We start from the raw sequence: 16302 nt of genomic DNA, 5'->3' as shown, positions 1-16302 counted from the left end.
ATATGCTGCGACACGTTGCTTTTCTAGTAGCACCCCCAATTGGCAGATGGCTGCTGGCAGTCGGGCTGTTGTTGGGGCTGTCTATGGCCCAGTCCAACCTGGAACTGGCCCGTCAGGCCGTGCAGGACTGGCAGGCCGGCCAATACCAGGTAGACCCCTCGCAAGCCCTGGGCAAGCCCACCGAGGAGGCCATCCGGCTGCTCGAGCAGAGCCTGGCCTTCCCTCCCGCACCCCGCGAGCTATCGGTGAATCTGGATGAGCCACTAGAAGAGCCCATCCCCGGCGGCAGCATCGTTAAGTTCCCCGCCACCGTGGCTGGGCGCGGCGGCGAGGTGCGGGTCACCATCCGCGAAGGAGTGGTAACCCGAATCGGATTTGCCCCCGAGGGCGGGCTGCTGCCGGGCTGGCTCAAAAGCCCCGTAGCTTGGGCGCTGTTTGTGGCCCTCTCTCTGGGTTGGCTGGTGGCCCTGCGCGGCCACAGCGCCCTGGCCCGCTGGTGGGCCGAAGGCTGGGCTCTGGTGCGCCAGTACCGGGGGCTGTACCTGGGCACCAACATCGGCCTGTATGGCTTGTTCGCCCTGGGCGGGCTGGTGGCCTATACCAACCCCCAGATGGTGCGGCTGATGCAGGAGCTGGTGGGTGGGGCGCTCGAGCAAATCGGCCTCGGCAGCGCCCTGGCTGGGGGTGTTTTGGGCCTTGCCATTGTGATCTTTTACTGGAACTTCACCAACGGCCTGCTGCTGACCACGGCCGTACCGGGCTTGTTCCTGGGTATTCCAGCACTGTTGTTCAACGCGTTGCGCTATTTTGTACTGGGCTTTGCCCTGAGCCCAGTGGCCCTGCCCACGGTTAATTACCTGCTGCACCTACCCACCATTGTGGTGGAGCTACAGGCCTACATTCTGGTCACTTTTGGTGGGCTGGTGCTGATGCTCAAAACCCTGCGGGGCGAGGGCTACCGGGCCGGGCTGCGGGCTTTGGGTCTCACCGTCTACCTGGGGGCCTTCTTCCTGCTCTTGGGGGCCTGGTACGAGGCCTTCTCGATCCTGGTTCTAATGCGTCCATAGAGCAATTACAGGCCCCACCCACCCATCTGACCTGGCGCAGAACTGGTGCAGTGTTATGTCCATCTCGTCCTCAAACCACCACACCCCCCCCATTGCCGTGCTGGGGGCCGGGTCCTGGGGCACGGCCCTGGCTTTGCTGGCCTCGTCGAAAGGGGTTCCAGTATACCTCTGGGCCCGCCGGCCCGAGCACGCCCTGGCGATGCAGCTCGAGCGGCAAAACCGCGAGTACCTACCCGGTGCGGTCTTCCCTGAACGGCTTTACCCAACCTCCGACCCCGAGGAAGCCTTGCACCAAGCCCAGCTCGCAGTCGTGGCCCTTCCTTCCAGGGCCCTGCGAGCAACCCTGGTCCAACTGCCCAAAGCCAAGGCCTATGTCTCGGTCACCAAGGGGTTGCAGTTTACCGACCAACACCTCCTGCGCATGAGCCAGGTCATCGAAGAGGTAACTGGGGTTTCGCAGGTGGCTGTGTTGTCGGGGCCCAATCTGGCCGAGGAGATAGCCCGTTTTTTACCGGCCGCGGCGGTGGTGGCCGCCCAGGAACCGGGGCTGGCCCAGCAGGTGCAGCAGGTTTTCTCCGGGAAAAGCTTCCGGGTCTACACCTCTACCGACCGGGTGGGGGTGGAGCTGGGTGGGGCGCTCAAAAACGTGATTGCACTGGCGGCGGGTATGGTGGATGGTTTGAAGCTCGGTGACAACGCCAAAGCAGCCCTGATTACCAGGGGGTTGCGCGAAATCATCCGCTTTGGGGTGGCCCAGGGGGCCCGAGAAGCCACTTTCATGGGCCTCTCGGGCCTGGGTGACCTGATCGCCACCGCCAGCAGCCCCCATTCACGCAACCGCACCGCTGGCGAGCAGATCGTCAAGGGCCTGACCCTGGCCCAGCTCGAGGCCCAGAAAAGCGTGGTGGAGGGCATCTACACGGTCAAAGCCCTGCACGCCTGGGATCAGGCCACCGGGGCCGACCTGCCGATTACCGAGGCCGTGTACCGGGTGGTTTACCAGGGGGCCGATCCCATGCAGGAGCTCATCCGCCTGATGAGCCGCGAGGCCAAGCCGGAGTAGAAGCCCACGCCACTGGCCCGAACCCTACCAAAAGCGTTATTTGATCCCCGCTAGAGTGCTCTGTTCGGCCAGATACAGCCAGGTCTCCAGCACGCTGTCAGGGTTGAGCGAGATGCTCTCAATACCCTGCTGCACAAGCCACAGGGCGAACTCCGGGTGGTCGGAGGGGCCCTGGCCGCAGATGCCGATGTACTTGTTCATGCGCTTGGCTGTGCCGATGGCCCGCTCGAGCAAGAACTTCACCGCCTCGTCCTGTTCGCTGAACAGATCGGCCACCAGCCCTGAGTCGCGGTCCAGCGCAAGGGTCAGCTGGGTCAGGTCGTTGGAGCCAATCGAGAAGCCGTCGAACAACTCCAGGAAGCGCTCGGCCAGAATGGCGTTGGAGGGCACCTCGCACATCATGATCAGCTTAAGGCCGTCCCGACCGCGCTCGAGGCCGTGGGTTTGCAAGATTTCGATCACCGCCTTGGCCTCCCCCACCGTGCGCACAAAAGGTATCATCACCCAGACGTTGGTGAGCCCCTTCTCTTCGCGCACCTCCCGGATCGCCTGGCACTCCAGGGCAAAGGCCTCGGCAAACTCCGGGCTGCGGTAGCGGGCGGCCCCCCGGAAGCCGATCATGGGGTTTTCTTCCTTGGGCTCGTAGCGGCTTCCCCCCAGCAGATGGGCGTACTCATTGGATTTGAAGTCCGACATCCGCACGATAACCGGATTGGGCGCAAAAGCCGCCGCAATCATGCTGATGCCCTCGGCCAGCTTTTCGCGGTAGAAATCCACCGGGCTTTGGTAGCCCGCGCTGCGCCGAAGAATTTCGGCTTTGAGGTCTTCGGGCTGCTGCTCGAACTGCAAAAGCGCCTTGGGGTGGATGCCAATGGTGTTGTTGATGATGAACTCGAGCCTTGCTAGACCCACCCCGGCGTTGGGCAAGCTGGCAAAGCTGAAGGCCCGCTCGGGCGAGGCCACGTTCATCATGATCTTGGTGGGGATGGGCGGCATGTTGTCCAGCTCAATCCGCTTCACCTCGAAACGCGGGGTGCCGGCATACACCCGACCGGTATCGCCCTCGGCACAGGAGACCGTGACCATCTCCCCATCGTGCAACACCTCGGTGGCGTTGCCAGTCCCCACCACAGCCGGGATGTTCAGTTCCCGCGCCACGATGGCCGCGTGGCAGGTACGCCCACCCCGGTTGGTCACGATGGCCGCCGCTTTTTTCATCACCGGTTCCCAGTCGGGGTCGGTCATATCGGCCACCAGCACATCGCCGGGCTGCACCCGGTTCATCTCGCGGGGGTGGCTAATAACCCGCACCGGGCCCACCCCGATGCGCTGCCCGACCGCCCGGCCCGTTACCAGCACCGGTGCGCGCTCGAGCATCTCGAAGCGTTCCAGCACCCGTCCCGAACGGCTCTGCACAGTCTCGGGGCGGGCCTGCAGGATGTAGATATGTCCGTCCAACCCGTCCTTGGCCCACTCGATGTCCATGGGCCGGCCATAGTGCTGCTCGATCAGAAGGGCCTGTTTAGCCAGTTCCAGCACTTCGGCATCAGACAGTGAGAAGCTGCGGCGCTCCTCTGCGGAAGTCTCCACAGCCTGCACCCCCCGGCCCTCCGGGGCGTAGACCATCTTCTGTAGCTTGGTACCCAGGGTGCGCTGCAGGATGGTGTTGCGCCCCTCGGCCAGGCCTTTCTTATACACATAAAACTCGTCGGGATTGACCGCACCCTGCACCAGCAGCTCCCCCAGGCCATAGGTCGAGGTAATGAAGATGGCATCACGAAAACCCGACTCGGTATCGAGGGTGAAGGCCACCCCCGAGGCCCCCAGGTCGCTGCGCACCATGCGTTGCACGCCCGCCGAGAGGGCCACCTCCTCGTGGGCGAACCCGTGGTGGACGCGGTAGGCGATGGCCCGGTCGTTGTACAGTGAGGCAAACACTTTCTTGATGTGCTGCAGCACGCTATCGATCCCGCGCACATTCAAAAAAGTCTCCTGTTGACCGGCGAAGCTGGCCTCGGGCAGGTCTTCGGCGGTGGCGCTCGAGCGCACCGCAACAGAAAGCCCGCCTTTGGAGGCGGACTCGAGGCGGATATAGGCATCTACGATGGCCACCTCCAGGGCCTTAGGTAGCTCGGCGCTCTCCACCCAGCTGCGAATCTCGGCCCCTACTCGCGCCAGCTCATCCACGTTGTCAACGTCCAGGCCTCGCAGGGCCGCGGCGATGCGTTGATCTAGGTGATTGTGCTGCAAAAACTCGCGGAAAGCCGCTGCGGTGGTGGCAAACCCACCCGGCACCCGCACCCCGGCCTGCGAGAGGTTGGACATCATCTCGCCAATGGAGGCATTTTTTCCCCCTACCACCTCGAGGTCTTTCATCCCCAGCGTCTCGAACCAACGAATGTATGTCATACGTACACCCCGTTGAAGTCGATGGTAGTTTGTGCGGGGATTGAAATGGAGTAGGCTATTGTGGTGTAGCTATAGCCCGGGCTTCGGTGTAGCAGACGCTACACACATAAACTACACTGTTATCTGCTACTAGATATCGGTTAGTTTGGAAACGAACCAACCCCACCCAAGGGCTATGCTTTCTCCGCCGAGCGTAGCAAGGGTTGGACTCTAGGATGCAAAAAGATGGCCTCTGGAGGGCTTGGTAGTAGAGTGAGATTATCCCAGACAGGGGTTGAAGGGGAGGCCGTTTTCAACGCAGATTGCGTTGTGTGAAAACAAACAAACCTCCCCTCTCAAGTCTGGCATGCCCGATAGAAGGATGCAAGCTGTACGGGAAAACCGGACAAGGCAATCTCAAGGTACGCAAAGTGTACAGCGCAGAAAAGATACGATACCTGCGTTGCAAGAGCTGCGGGCAGGAGTTCAGCGAAAGGAAGGGAACGGCCCTCTGGAACTGTAAACTGCCCGAATCCAAGGCCGTAGCGGTCGCAGAGCAACTGAGCGAGGGCAGCAGTCAGGCCGCCACCGCTCGCCTGCTCAAGGTGAGCCGGGAGAGCGTGCGTAGACTGGAACGCTGCCTGGGTCGGCACGGGCGGCTGTTTCATGACCAGCAGGTGCAGGGCCTGGTGTGCAGCAGCCTGCAGGCCGACGAGCGGCACGGGTACGCCGGGAGCAAGAACCGGCCCTGCTGGGAGGCGGAGCTGCTCGAACCCAAAAGCCGCCTGATCGTGGAGCGGGTGCAGGGCGAGCGCAACGAGGATCTGGCCCGCCGCCTTCTGCGCGGGGGGAAGGCCCGGCTGAGAGACTTCCAGGATCTGGCCTTCTTCAGCGATGGCTGGGAATGCTACGCCACCCTGTTCCCGCAAGTCTTCGGAACCCCCTACCAGCCCAAGCGGCGAGGGGCTCGCGGCAGGAGGCCGCGAGAGCGCTATCGCCTGACCCGCCGACAGGCCCATGTCCAGGTGCTCAAACGGCGTGAGGGCCGGCGGGTGGTGGAGGTCAGACTGCGCATGGCCCATGGCAGTCGCAAGCGCATTGACCTGGAGTTAGAGCGTCTGGGCTACACCACCCCTAACACCTCTGCCATTGAGCGGCTCAACGCCACGGCCCGGCGTATGGACGCCTTCTCCGTGCGCAAGACCCTGGCCTTTGCCCGCAGGCCTGAGTCCCGGGAGCACCGCGGTGACTGGCGGATGACGGTCTACAACTTTGCCCGCCCCCACCGCTCCCTCCGACTTCCCCTACCAGAGCCCATCGGCAGGCGGCGCTACCAGCCTTGTTCTCCGGCTATGGCAGCAGGTCTCACGGAACGCATTTGGACGATCCGAGAAATCCTTCTTCATCAGGTTTTCCCCAGGCCTGTCAGAGATAATCTCACCTAACTACCGGAGGGCTTTGCTTTGGGTGATTTGAATCCGGTATGACGGGGGCATGGCATGCAGCGAACGGTGTTTATCGTCTCAGACCATACCGGCCTTACGGCCGAGTCGGTCGCCAGGAGTTTGCTGGCCCAGTTTGAATCGGTCTCGTTCCGCTATGTAACGCGACCCTTCATCGACACCGAAGAAGAGGTGTACAACCTTGTGTACGAGATCAACTCAACTTTTGAACGCGAGCGGGTGCGGCCCATTGTGTTCTCCACCCTGGCCAATCAGGCGCTGTATAACCAGCTCAAGGCGGCGCCTGCCCTGCACTTTGACCTTTTTAGCACCTACCTTGGGGCGCTCGAACGCGAGCTCGGCCAGCCCCCTACCGGCCGGGTGGGCCGGCTGCACAGCGTAAACGACAACGGCTACTTTACCCGCATCGATGCAGTCGATTTCGCACTGGCGACCGATGACGGAATTGGCGACCGCCACTACCAGATGGCCGACGTGATCCTGATCGGGGTCAGCCGGGCCGGCAAGACCCCCACCTGCTTGTTTTTGGGCCTGCAGTATGGCTTACGGGCCTCCAACTACCCCCTGGCCGAGGACGACTTCGAACGCGACACACTGCCCGAGCCGGTCAGGGCCTACAGGGATAAGGTGTTCGGCCTGACCATTGCCCCAAGCCGGCTGCATCAGATTCGCACCCAGCGCCGGCCCAACAGCCGGTATGCTTCGCTCGAGCAGTGCGAGTACGAGGTGCGCCGGGCGGAGCAGTTATTCAGACGGGTGGGGGTTCCCTACTTCGACACCACCAGCGCCTCTATAGAGGAAATTGCCACCAACATCGTACAGAGCGCAGGGCTACAGCGCCGCATCGGCTGATAGGAGCCGTCTCCTCTACGCTTTGACCAGCTCGATGGCCCGCTCGAGCCGCTTCAGCACCCGCTCCTGGCCCAGCAGGGTCAGGATATCGAACATACCGGGGGTCTCGAGGCTCCCTGTAAGGGCCGCCCGCAGCGGCTGCATCACCGCGGCGGGCTTGACGCCCTTGGCCTCGGCGAAGGATCTGAGCAGGGGTTCGGTGCTGTCTTGCAGCATATCCGGTAGCCTGGCCAGCTGCTCGTATAGCTCGGGTAGAAAAGCCGCTCCTTCCCGCAGCTTGGCCAGGGCTTTCTCCTGCATGGGGTAGGCCTCGGTGAAAAAGTAGAGGGACTTGTCCACGAACTCCTGCAGGGTCTCGAAGCGGGCTCGCATGGCCTCCAGCACCTGCTTGAGGTAGGTTTCGGAGGGGTAGGTAAGCCCGGCCCGCTCGAGGAAGGGTTTGACCCGCTCGGCCAGGTCGTCCAGGGTCAGCACCTCGCGGATGTACTTGCCGTTCATCCATTTGAGCTTGTTCAGGTCGAAGACCGGCCCGCCCAGGCTGATGCGCTCGAGGCTAAAGTGCTCGATCATGTCCTGCAGGCTGAAAATTTCCCGCCCGTCGGGCATGCTCCAGGCCATGGTGCCCAGGTAGTTGAGCAGGGCCTCGGGCAGAAAACCCTGGGCCCGGTAGCTGTCCACGCTGGTGTCCATCTTGCGCTTGGAGAGCTTGGACTTATCGGGGTTGCGCAGCAGGGGGGTATGGCACCAGACCGGCTCCTCCCAGCCAAAAGCCCGCAAAATCAGGATGTGAAAGGGGGTGCTGGTGATCCACTCCTCGGCCCGGATCACGTGGGTCACGCCCATCAGGTGGTCGTCTACCATGGCCGCGAGGTGGTAGGTGGGGTAGCCATCGGCCTTCAGGATTACCTTGTCGTCCAGGGCCGCATTATCAAACTCGATGGGACCGCGCAGCAAGTCGTGAACGATGGTCTTGCCCTCGAGGGGCACCTTGAGCCGCACCACGTGGGGCTCCCCCGCCGCGGCCCGGCGTTCGGCCTCCTCGACCGGGTAGTCGCGGTAGCGCCGGTTGTAGCCCTGCTCTTTGTGGCCGGCCTTTTGCGCGGCCTCGCGGGCCGCCGCCAGCTCTTCTGGGGTGTCAAAAGCACGATAGGCAGCTCCTTTTTCCAGCAGCATCTGCACGTGCTGCCGGTAGATGTGCAGGCGCTGCGACTGCACGTAGGGGCCGTTGGGGCCGCCTTTGATGGGCGACTCGTCGGGGGAAAGCCCCAGCCAGTCCAGCATCTCCAGGATGCGCCGCTCGGAGGTGGGGTTGTAGCGGGTGCGGTCGGTGTCCTCGATACGAACAATAAACCTGCCCCCACGCTGCTTGGCAAAAACGTAGTTGAACAGGGCCTGGTAGGCCGTCCCCACATGGGGGTCACCAGTTGGACTGGGTGCAATGCGGGTCACAACCATAACCGATAGCTTATACCAACTCCGCGCGTGCGTGGCGCACAAAGGGCCTTCTTAAGTGGAGAGGCCACAGAAAACCCTCGGGTTACCTCTCACAGCCGCCTAAGTGGGGGGTGTTACCTTAAGAGGGTAAATGGAAGCTGCACTGCAAAAAAGTTTTGGCCCGGTCTCCAGCCCCACCACCCGCCTCGAGGCTGTGGGTCTGGTCAAGCGCTACGGCAGGCGGGAGGTGGTGCGGGGGGTGAGCCTCGAGCTTTCCCGAGGCGAGATTGTGGCCCTATTCGGCCCCAACGGTGCCGGCAAAACCACCACTTTTTACATGCTGGTCGGCTTTATCGAACCCAACGCGGGGCAGATCCGCCTGGGCGGGCAGGACGTCTCCCGGCTGCCCATGTACAAGCGGGCCCGGCTGGGGCTGGGCTACCTGCCCCAGGAGCCCTCGGCCTTTCGCCGCATGACCGCCCTGGAGAACCTGCTGGCGGTGCTGGAGTTCCAGCCCCTCTCCAAAACCGAGCGGGCCCAGCGGGCTGCCGAGCTTTTGGAGGAGCTGGGCATTAGCCACCTGCGCGACAAATACGCCTACACCCTTTCAGGGGGCGAGCGGCGGCGCTTGGAAATTGCCCGCGCCCTTTGCACCAACCCCGACTTCATCCTGCTGGACGAACCCTTTACCGGTGTGGATCCCAAGAACGTCCACGACATCCAGAAACTTATCTCCGAGCTGCGCGAACGGCGCGGGGTGGGCATCTTCATCACCGACCACTCGGTGCGGGAGACCCTGGCCATCGCCGACCGCATCTACCTGATGTACGATGGCCAGGTGGCCTTCCAGGGCTCACCCGAGGAGTTCGCTCGAGACGCGGGGGTACGCACCCACTACCTGGGCGACGAGTACGAGCTCTGACCTTTTCACCACCCCATCCATTCCCTATGACGTTCTGGGCCATTCTCATCCTCCTGGTGCTGGTGGCGGGTCTGGTGGCCTACGTGGGCGACCTGGTAGCCAAACGGGTGGGCAAGCGCCACTGGCGCTTTCTAGGTTTGCGCCCCAGAACCACCGCCACCCTGGTGGCGATTGGAACCGGGGTGCTGATTGCGCTGGGGGCCTTTGGAACCTTCTTTCTGTTGGTGCGGGATGCCCGCGAAACCATACTGCAGGCCGAAGCAGTGCGGCAGGAGCGCGACCGACTGCGCACCGAAGTGGAACGACTGGAAAACCGCGCGGCCAGCATTTTCAGCCAGTACGAGCAGCTCAAGCTCGAGCGCGATGAGTTTGAGAAGAACAACATCCTGCTGGCCCGGCAGCTCGCACAAAACGCGGAATTCCAGCGGCAAACCCGACAGGATCTCGAGGATGCCCTGGTCGAGCGGGAAAAGCTGCGCCAGGAAGTTGAAAAGCTCCAGGCGGCTAGCAGCGCTCAACGCGAAGCCCTCGAGCAGCTCAAGCAGATTCGCCTTAGCCTGTTGCAGGAAAAGGAACAGCTCCAGAAAGAAAAAGCGCAGTTGCTGGCCGATCGCGCCGCGCTGGTGACCCAGGCTCGCAAGGCCGAGCAGCAGTTGCAAACCTTCGAGCGCGCCAGCCGCGAAGCCAGAACCCGCCTGAAAGCTCTGCAGGCCCGCACTGCAGAGCTCGAGGCCCGCCTGCGCCAGCTCGAGGCCGAGAAGCGCAACCTCGAGGGGGATATCGCCGTGCTGGTAAGCCCTCAAGCCCCGGCCAGTGATGGCAACCGCCAGCTCGAGGCCCTCCAGCGGGAGAACAGCGAACTCAAGGGCAGCCTCACTGAAGTCCAACGCGAACTGCAGCAACTGCGTGAACGCAATAAGATGCTTGCGGCCAGCCTGGATAAAAGCCTGTACATGAGCCTCCTGGCAGAAGAACGGGTGGAACCCGGTAACGAACAGCCCGCCCTGAACGAGATCACCCGACGGGTGGATAACCGCATCCGCCTGCTTGGCTTGCGGGGGGTGGATGTGCTGATCAAACCCATCCCCACCAGCCTCAAACCGGGCCTGTTGCTGGCCCGCATCCAGGGCATCGGTGCCGATGGGCGGGTGCGGGTGGTGATCGAGTACCGGGCCCGTGAACAGGCCTTTTCCCAGGGCGATGTTCTGGCCTCCACCTACCTGATCCTGCCGGCCAGCCAGGCCGAGCTGCGCCGGCGCCTCGATATCCTGAGCCAGAACGCCGAAAACCGGCTTAACGAGGCAGGCTGGGTGCCCGAAAAACTGGCCAAGGGGGGGATCGCCTTTGAGGAATTCGTAGGCCTGGCCTCCCAGCTTTTAGGTAGGCGGGGTGGGGCGCGGCTTGTGGTGGTGGCCCTGGACAACCTCTACCCCACCGAGCCACCCCGGCTGGGTCTCAGGCTCCTGCCGTGATGCCATGCCCCGGCCAGATCCAGCTTCAGCGACCCAAGCAAGTGCTAACGTGCACAGGTTAAGGCTTTCAGGGGTTCTACCTCCCCAACCAGGTTTGGTCGGGGTCTCCCGCCCCAGAGCCCAATCGGATGAAGGTTTCTTAAATAGCCCCCCCAACCCTTCTTGATCGGGTTTACTCCATCTGCTTGGGGAAAAACGCCCTTTGTGCCAGCCAGGGCCAGCTATTGATAACTCCACACCGGCGTATGAGAATGTAGAAGGTTTGTTGACGATGCGCATGGTCATTTTATTGGTTCTGCTTACCCTGTCACAGGCTCTGGCCCAGGCCCCCCGCCTCACCACCCCGGAGGAGGTGGCCCGGGTAGAGGTCATCCGCCGGGCTTTGCCCGCAGTGGTCAAAATATCCGGTATTCTGCGCGACCCCCAGACCGGCAACGAAGGCCCCACCAACGGCTCCGGCTTTTTTTATGCCCCCAGCCGCATCATCACCAACTACCACGTGGTGCAGGATCTGCGCGACATCAGCGTGGAGCTGTTCGATGGGCGCACCTTTCCGGCCCAGGTGTTTGCGGTGGACAAGGGCATTGACATCGCCATCCTGACCGTGCAGGGCGTGACCGCCCCAGCCCAGCTTTCCTTTGGCAGCTCACAAAACCTGCCGGTGGGCATGGGGTTGGTGGTGATCGGAAGTCCCTTCGGACAGCGCAACCTGGCCTCGTACGGCATTCTGGCCGGCGTTGGCCCCACCTCGGCTGAGAAAAACGACCTCGACCCTGAGATCGGGGCGGAAATTGGCGACCTGCTCTTTACCGATGCCCGCATTGTGCAGGGCAACTCCGGGGGCCCGGTGCTCGATTTGCAGGGCCGGGTGGTGGGGGTGGCCAACGCCACCCTGGGCGACCTGAGCGGCGTGGGCGGGGTGGGGGTGGCAATTCCGGGCGACCTGGTGCGGCAGAGCGTGAGCGACCTCGAGCGTTTCGGCGTCCCGCAGCGCGGCAACCTGGGGGCCACCCTGCTCGACCTGGGGGAGCTCGACCCCATCCTGCTGGGGCGGGTGGGCCTGCTTTCCACCCGCGGGGCCATGATCGAAAAGGTGCAGCCCGGCAGCCCAGCCGCCCGGGCCGGACTGCGCCCGGCCCAGCGCGACCAGCGCGGCAAGCTGGTCAGTCTGGGCGATATCATCCTGGCTGTTAATGGCCGCACCATGCGCAACGCCAGCGAGGTCACCCAGACCATCGCCCGCTACCGCCCCGGCGACCGGGTCAACCTGACCATCTGGCGCAACGGACGGCGGCTGGATGTGGTCGTGACCATGATCGCCCGGCGCTAAGAACGCCAGGCCATGGTGCCGACCGGCTGGGCGGGGAAAGGGCTTCCGGCCCCACTTGTCAAGACTTCCGCTTTGGGCTTTTAGCTTTTAGCCTTAAGCGGATGTATATTGCGATTGAAGGGGTCATCGGCGTAGGCAAAACCACCCTGGCCCGGCTGCTGGCCGAGCGGCTGGGCGCCGAGTGCCTGCTCGAGGTGGTGGAAGAAAACCCTTTTTTGCCGCTTTTCTATCAAGACCCCGTCCGCTACGGTTTCAAGGTACAGGTCTTTTTCTTGCTCTCGAGGTACAAGCAGCTGCTGCCCCTGGCCCAGCCCAGCCTGTTTACCGGTGGGGTGGTAGCCGACTACCTCTTCGACAAGGACGCCATTTTTGCAGCCATGAACCTTTCCGGGGCCGAGTGGGAGCTATACAACGACCTCTACCGAAGCCTGGCCCCCAAGATTCCCACCCCCGACCTGACCATCTACCTGCGGGCACCCTTGCCGGTAATTCTGGAGCGCATCCGCCGCCGGGGGCGGGTCTTCGAAAAGCAGATAGAACCGGAGTACCTAGCCCGCCTTCACGAGTTCTACGAGCACCATTTTGCCACCTACCCCCATGCGCTTTGGGTGCTCGAGACCCAGGACTTCAACTTTGCCGAGCTCGAGGCCGACCAGGACTGGGTGGTGCGGCAGGTGCAGGCACGGCTGGCCCAGAAAACCACCACACCATCCGCACCCTAGACGCACAAAACCTATGTACATCGCAATTGCAGGCAACATCGGTTCTGGCAAATCCACCCTGACCGGGCTGCTGGCCCAGCGCTACGGGCTTTTGCCGGTCTACGAGACTGTGGATGAAAACCCCTACCTGGCCGACTTCTACGCCGACATGGGGCGCTGGTCCTTTCACTCCCAGGTGTTTTTTCTGGCCAAGCGGCTCCGGCAGCACCTCGAGCAGATCAACCCCGCCCGACACGTGGTGCAGGATCGCACCATCTACGAGGACGCCTTTATTTTTGCCCAGAACCTGCGGATCTCGGGCCACCTCAGCGAGCGCGACTGGCAGACCTACCTGGCCCTCTACGAGGGCATCGCACCGGCCCTGCGCAAGCCCGACCTGCTCATCTATGTGCGGGCCTCGGTCGAGACCCTCCAGGCCCACATCGCCCGGCGCGGGCGGGACTACGAGCAGCACATCCCCCCCGCCTACCTGGCCTCGCTCAACCGCCTCTACGAGGCCTGGATTGGGGCCTACGACCTCTCGCCGGTGCTGGTGATTTCCAGCGACAGCGTGAACTACGCCGACGACGAAGAGGCCCGCGAGCTGATGTACCGGATGCTCGAGGCCTACGGTCTGAGCCGGCCGCTGGTTTAGTCGGCGGCCACACCCACCTTCTGCGCGATCTCGGGGATACGGGCCAGGAAAGCACCGGTGGGGCTTTGGGCCTGGGCCACCTCCTCCGGGGTGCCTTCGGCCACAATTTGGCCGCCCCGCGCGCCGCCCTCGGGCCCCAGGTCGATCACCCAGTCGGCGGTCTTGACCACGTCCATGTTATGCTCGATCACCACCACGGTGTTGCCGCCGTCCACCAGGCGGTGCAGCACGCTCAGGAGCTTGGCCACGTCCTCGAAGTGCAGGCCGGTGGTGGGCTCGTCCAGGATGTAGAGGGTGCGCCCGGTGGAGCGGCGGCCGAGCTCGGTGGAGAGCTTGATGCGCTGGGCCTCGCCGCCCGAGAGGGTGGGCGAGGGCTGGCCGAGCTTCATGTAGCCCAGCCCCACATCCACCATCAGTTGCAGCTTGCGGGCAATGGTGGGGATGTTCTCGAAGAAGCCCAGGGCCTCCTCCACCGTCATGTCCAGTACATCGGCGATGTTCTTGCCCCGCAGTTTGACCTCGAGGGTCTCCTTGTTGTAGCGCTTGCCCTTGCAGACCTCGCACTGCACATACAGGTCGGGCAGAAAGAGCATCTCGATCTTCTTGGTGCCGTCGCCGCTGCAGGCCTCGCACCGCCCCCCCTTGACGTTGAAGCTGAAGCGCCCGGCCTCGTAGCCGCGCTTGCGGGCCTCGGGGGTTTTGGCGAACAAATCGCGGATCTCGTCGAAGATGCCGGTGTAGGTGGCCGGGTTGGAACGGGGGGTGCGCCCGATGGGCGACTGGTCGATCTCGATCACCTTGTCGAGGTGCTCGAGGCCCTCGAGGCCCTCAAAGCGCCCCGGGATGGTCTTGGCCCGCATCAGGTCGCGGGCCAGCGCCGCGTAGAGGATGTCGTGCACCAGGGTGGACTTGCCCGAGCCCGAGGGGCCGGTAATGGCCACAAACTTGCCCAGGGGGATCCGCAGGTTCACCCCTTTCAGGTTGTGCTCGCGGGCCCCTTTGACCACCAGCCACTTTCCGTTGCCCTTGCGCCGGGTCTTGGGAACCGCAATGTGCTTGCTGCCCCGCAGGTAGGCCCCGGTCAGGCTGTGCGGATGGGCCAGGATGTCCTCGAGCCGGCCCTGGGCCACCACCTCGCCCCCATGCACCCCGGCCCCCGGCCCCATGTCCACAATCCAGTCGGCCTCGCGCATGGTCTCCTCGTCGTGCTCCACCACCAACAGGGTGTTGCCCAGGTCGCGCAGCTTTTTGAGGGTGGTCAGCAGGCGCTGGTTGTCGCGGGGGTGCAGGCCGATGGAAGGCTCGTCCAGCACGTAAAGCACCCCGGTCAGGCCCGAGCCCACCTGGGTCGCCAGCCGGATGCGCTGGGCCTCGCCCCCCGAGAGGGTGTTGGCCGAGCGGTCCAGGGTCAGGTAGTCCAGGCCCACGTCCTCCAAAAAGCCCAGGCGGCTATGGATTTCGCGCCAGATGGGGGCGGCCACCTGCATCTGGAACTCGTTCAGGTTGCGGTACTCGGCGGGCTCGGCCAGGCCCTCGAGGCGGATGCGGTAGGCCTCGAGGGCCTCCCCCACCTCCACCACCCGGTTCTGGGCCAGGGCCTCGAAAAACAGCCTGGCCTCGCGCACCGGCAGGTTGGAGACCTCGGCGATGTTGAACCGCCCCACCCGCACCGAGAGCACCTCGCGCTTGTAGCGCGTACCCCCGCAGGCCGGGCAGGCCTTGAGGGTCATGTAGGCTTCCAGGGCCTCGCGCAGGCCTTCCGACTCGGTCTCGTTGTAGCGGTTCTCCAGCCAGGGAATCACCCCCTCGTAGCTCACCATAAAGCGCATGGTCTCGCGCCCGTTGCGCCGGAAGACCACCTCGAAGGGCTCGGGCAGGCCATACAGCACCGCCCGCTGGGCCTCCGGCGAGAGCTCTTTGAAGGGGGTTTTCATGTCGAAGCCCAGGTGCTCCGAGAGCGCCCGCAGCCGATCCCACAGGTAGCCCTTGCCGTTGTCGCGGCCCTTGCTCCAGGGGATGATGGCCCCCTCGGCCAGCGAGAGCTCGGGGTTCACAATCAGCTCGGGGTCGAAGACCTGGTTGTAGCCCAGGCCCGAGCAGTCCGGGCAGGCCCCGTAGGGCGCGTTGAAGGAGAAGAGACGCGGCTCGAGCTCCTCCAGCACGCTCCCGTGCTCGGGGCAGGCAAACTTCTCGGAAAAAAGCTCCTCTTGGCCGCTGTCGGGGTAGAGCACCCGCATCAGCCCCTCGCCCCGCAAGAGCGCCAGCTCCACCGACTCGGCGATGCGCGCGCGCTCCTCCGGCTTCAAGACCACCCGGTCTACCACCAGGTCGATGTCGTGCTTCTCGTATTTTTCCAGCTTGAGGCCCAGGGCCTCCTCGAGGGTGTAGATCACCCCATCCACCCGCACCCGGGCGTAGCCTTCTTTCTGGAGCTGCAAGAACTCCTTGCGGTACTCGCCCTTGCGCCCCCGCACCAGCGGGGCCATCAGGATGGCCCGGGTGCCCTCGGGCTGCCGGAAGAGCCGGTCGGTGATCTCCGTGGCCGACTGCCGCTCGATGGGCCGTCCGCAGTGCGGGCAGTAGGCCGTGCCCACGCGGGCGAACAGCAGGCGCAGGTAGTCGTGGATCTCGGTCACGGTGCCCACCGTGGAGCGCGGGTTATGGGAGGTGGTCTTCTGATCGATGGAGATGGCCGGCGAAAGCCCCTCGATGCTTTCCACGTCGGGCTTCTCCATCACCCCCAGAAACTGCCGCGCATACGACGACAGCGACTCCACATACCGCCGCTGCCCCTCGGCGTAAATGGTGTCGAAGGCCAGGGTGCTCTTGCCCGACCCCGAGACCCCCGTAATGACGATGAACTGCCCCCTGGGCAGTTCAACGGTAATGTTCTTCAGGTTGTGCTCTTTGGCCCCGCGGACGATAATCCTGTCCATCCGAGGAGTATAACACCCG

General features: G+C 63.7%; 12 protein-coding genes. 9 read left to right on the top strand and 3 right to left on the bottom strand.

Features of this window, described 5'->3' with window-relative positions:
- Positions 1-2: 2 nt before the first annotated feature.
- Positions 3-1067, top strand: a complete 1065-nt coding sequence (locus tag MTAI_RS02875; RefSeq protein ID WP_036196922.1) for a stage II sporulation protein M — start codon at positions 3-5, stop codon at positions 1065-1067.
- A gap of 55 nt (positions 1068-1122) precedes the next feature.
- Positions 1123-2130: an NAD(P)H-dependent glycerol-3-phosphate dehydrogenase gene (locus MTAI_RS02870; RefSeq protein WP_043982233.1), complete on the top strand. Its 1008-nt coding sequence runs from the start codon at positions 1123-1125 to the stop codon at positions 2128-2130.
- A gap of 36 nt (positions 2131-2166) precedes the next feature.
- On the opposite strand, the gene ppsA is transcribed toward MTAI_RS02870, so the two are convergent.
- The gene (ppsA, locus tag MTAI_RS02865) at positions 2167-4539 is read right to left on the bottom strand and encodes a phosphoenolpyruvate synthase (RefSeq protein WP_027887362.1); all 2373 of its coding nucleotides are present in this window, start codon (positions 4537-4539) and stop codon (positions 2167-2169) included.
- Positions 4540-4949: 410 nt separating this feature from the next.
- Here ppsA and MTAI_RS15080 point away from each other — a divergent pair, with 410 nt between their 5' ends.
- Positions 4950-5963 carry a hypothetical protein gene (locus tag MTAI_RS15080; RefSeq protein WP_198525971.1) on the top strand — a complete coding sequence of 338 codons (1014 nt, stop codon included), beginning with the start codon at positions 4950-4952 and terminating at the stop codon, positions 5961-5963.
- A 54-nt stretch (positions 5964-6017) separates the two neighbouring features.
- Entirely contained in the window at positions 6018-6833 is an 816-nt protein-coding gene (ppsR, locus tag MTAI_RS02855) for a posphoenolpyruvate synthetase regulatory kinase/phosphorylase PpsR (RefSeq protein WP_027888568.1), read from the top strand.
- 15 nt (positions 6834-6848) lie between these two features.
- On the opposite strand, the gene gltX is transcribed toward ppsR, so the two are convergent.
- Positions 6849-8288 carry a glutamate--tRNA ligase gene (gene gltX, locus MTAI_RS02850; RefSeq protein ID WP_027888567.1) on the bottom strand — a complete coding sequence of 480 codons (1440 nt, stop codon included), beginning with the start codon at positions 8286-8288 and terminating at the stop codon, positions 6849-6851.
- 130 nt (positions 8289-8418) lie between these two features.
- On the opposite strand from gltX, the gene lptB reads away from it, so the two are divergent.
- The 5 genes from lptB to MTAI_RS02825 all read left to right on the top strand — a co-directional run bounded on the left by lptB (position 8419) and on the right by MTAI_RS02825 (position 13347).
- Positions 8419-9189, top strand: coding sequence for an LPS export ABC transporter ATP-binding protein (gene lptB, locus MTAI_RS02845; protein WP_027888566.1), 771 nt, complete (start codon positions 8419-8421; stop codon positions 9187-9189).
- A 26-nt stretch (positions 9190-9215) separates the two neighbouring features.
- Positions 9216-10661, top strand: a complete 1446-nt coding sequence (locus MTAI_RS02840) for a DUF3084 domain-containing protein (RefSeq protein WP_027888565.1) — start codon at positions 9216-9218, stop codon at positions 10659-10661.
- A 271-nt stretch (positions 10662-10932) separates the two neighbouring features.
- The gene (locus tag MTAI_RS02835; protein ID WP_027888564.1) at positions 10933-11991 is read left to right on the top strand and encodes a S1C family serine protease; all 1059 of its coding nucleotides are present in this window, start codon (positions 10933-10935) and stop codon (positions 11989-11991) included.
- A 101-nt stretch (positions 11992-12092) separates the two neighbouring features.
- Positions 12093-12713: a deoxynucleoside kinase gene (locus MTAI_RS02830; protein WP_027888563.1), complete on the top strand. Its 621-nt coding sequence runs from the start codon at positions 12093-12095 to the stop codon at positions 12711-12713.
- 13 nt (positions 12714-12726) lie between these two features.
- Positions 12727-13347 (top strand): deoxynucleoside kinase, encoded by a 621-nt coding sequence (locus MTAI_RS02825; RefSeq protein WP_027888562.1) that lies wholly within the window; start codon positions 12727-12729, stop codon positions 13345-13347.
- Here the strand turns inward: MTAI_RS02825 and uvrA are convergent.
- Complete coding sequence (uvrA, locus tag MTAI_RS02820) at positions 13344-16283, bottom strand: excinuclease ABC subunit UvrA (RefSeq protein WP_027888561.1); 2940 nt, start codon at positions 16281-16283, stop codon at positions 13344-13346. The two genes, MTAI_RS02825 and uvrA, sit on opposite strands and share 4 nt — an antisense overlap.
- Between the last annotated feature and the right edge of the window lie 19 nt (positions 16284-16302).

The sequence above is a fragment of the Meiothermus taiwanensis WR-220 genome, from assembly GCF_003568585.1.
GTDB lineage: Bacteria > Deinococcota > Deinococci > Deinococcales > Thermaceae > Meiothermus > Meiothermus taiwanensis.
Note: the sequence above shows the minus strand (reverse complement) of the source record. Positions and strands in the feature narration are given on the sequence as shown.

Bases quoted from the DNA above. Each gene is read 5' to 3' on its own strand.
- MTAI_RS02835 (WP_027888564.1), top strand. From the start codon at position 10,933: ATGCGCATGGTCATTTTATTGGTTCTGCTTACCCTGTCACAGGCTCTG.
- MTAI_RS02830 (WP_027888563.1), top strand. From the start codon at position 12,093: ATGTATATTGCGATTGAAGGGGTCATCGGCGTAGGCAAAACCACCCTG.
- ppsR (WP_027888568.1), top strand. From the start codon at position 6,018: ATGCAGCGAACGGTGTTTATCGTCTCAGACCATACCGGCCTTACGGCC.
- lptB (WP_027888566.1), top strand. From the start codon at position 8,419: ATGGAAGCTGCACTGCAAAAAAGTTTTGGCCCGGTCTCCAGCCCCACC.
- MTAI_RS02870 (WP_043982233.1), top strand. From the start codon at position 1,123: ATGTCCATCTCGTCCTCAAACCACCACACCCCCCCCATTGCCGTGCTG.
- MTAI_RS02825 (WP_027888562.1), top strand. From the start codon at position 12,727: ATGTACATCGCAATTGCAGGCAACATCGGTTCTGGCAAATCCACCCTG.
- gltX (WP_027888567.1), bottom strand. From the start codon at position 8,288: ATGGTTGTGACCCGCATTGCACCCAGTCCAACTGGTGACCCCCATGTG.
- MTAI_RS02875 (WP_036196922.1), top strand. From the start codon at position 3: ATGCTGCGACACGTTGCTTTTCTAGTAGCACCCCCAATTGGCAGATGG.
- ppsA (WP_027887362.1), bottom strand. From the start codon at position 4,539: ATGACATACATTCGTTGGTTCGAGACGCTGGGGATGAAAGACCTCGAG.
- uvrA (WP_027888561.1), bottom strand. From the start codon at position 16,283: ATGGACAGGATTATCGTCCGCGGGGCCAAAGAGCACAACCTGAAGAAC.
- MTAI_RS02840 (WP_027888565.1), top strand. From the start codon at position 9,216: ATGACGTTCTGGGCCATTCTCATCCTCCTGGTGCTGGTGGCGGGTCTG.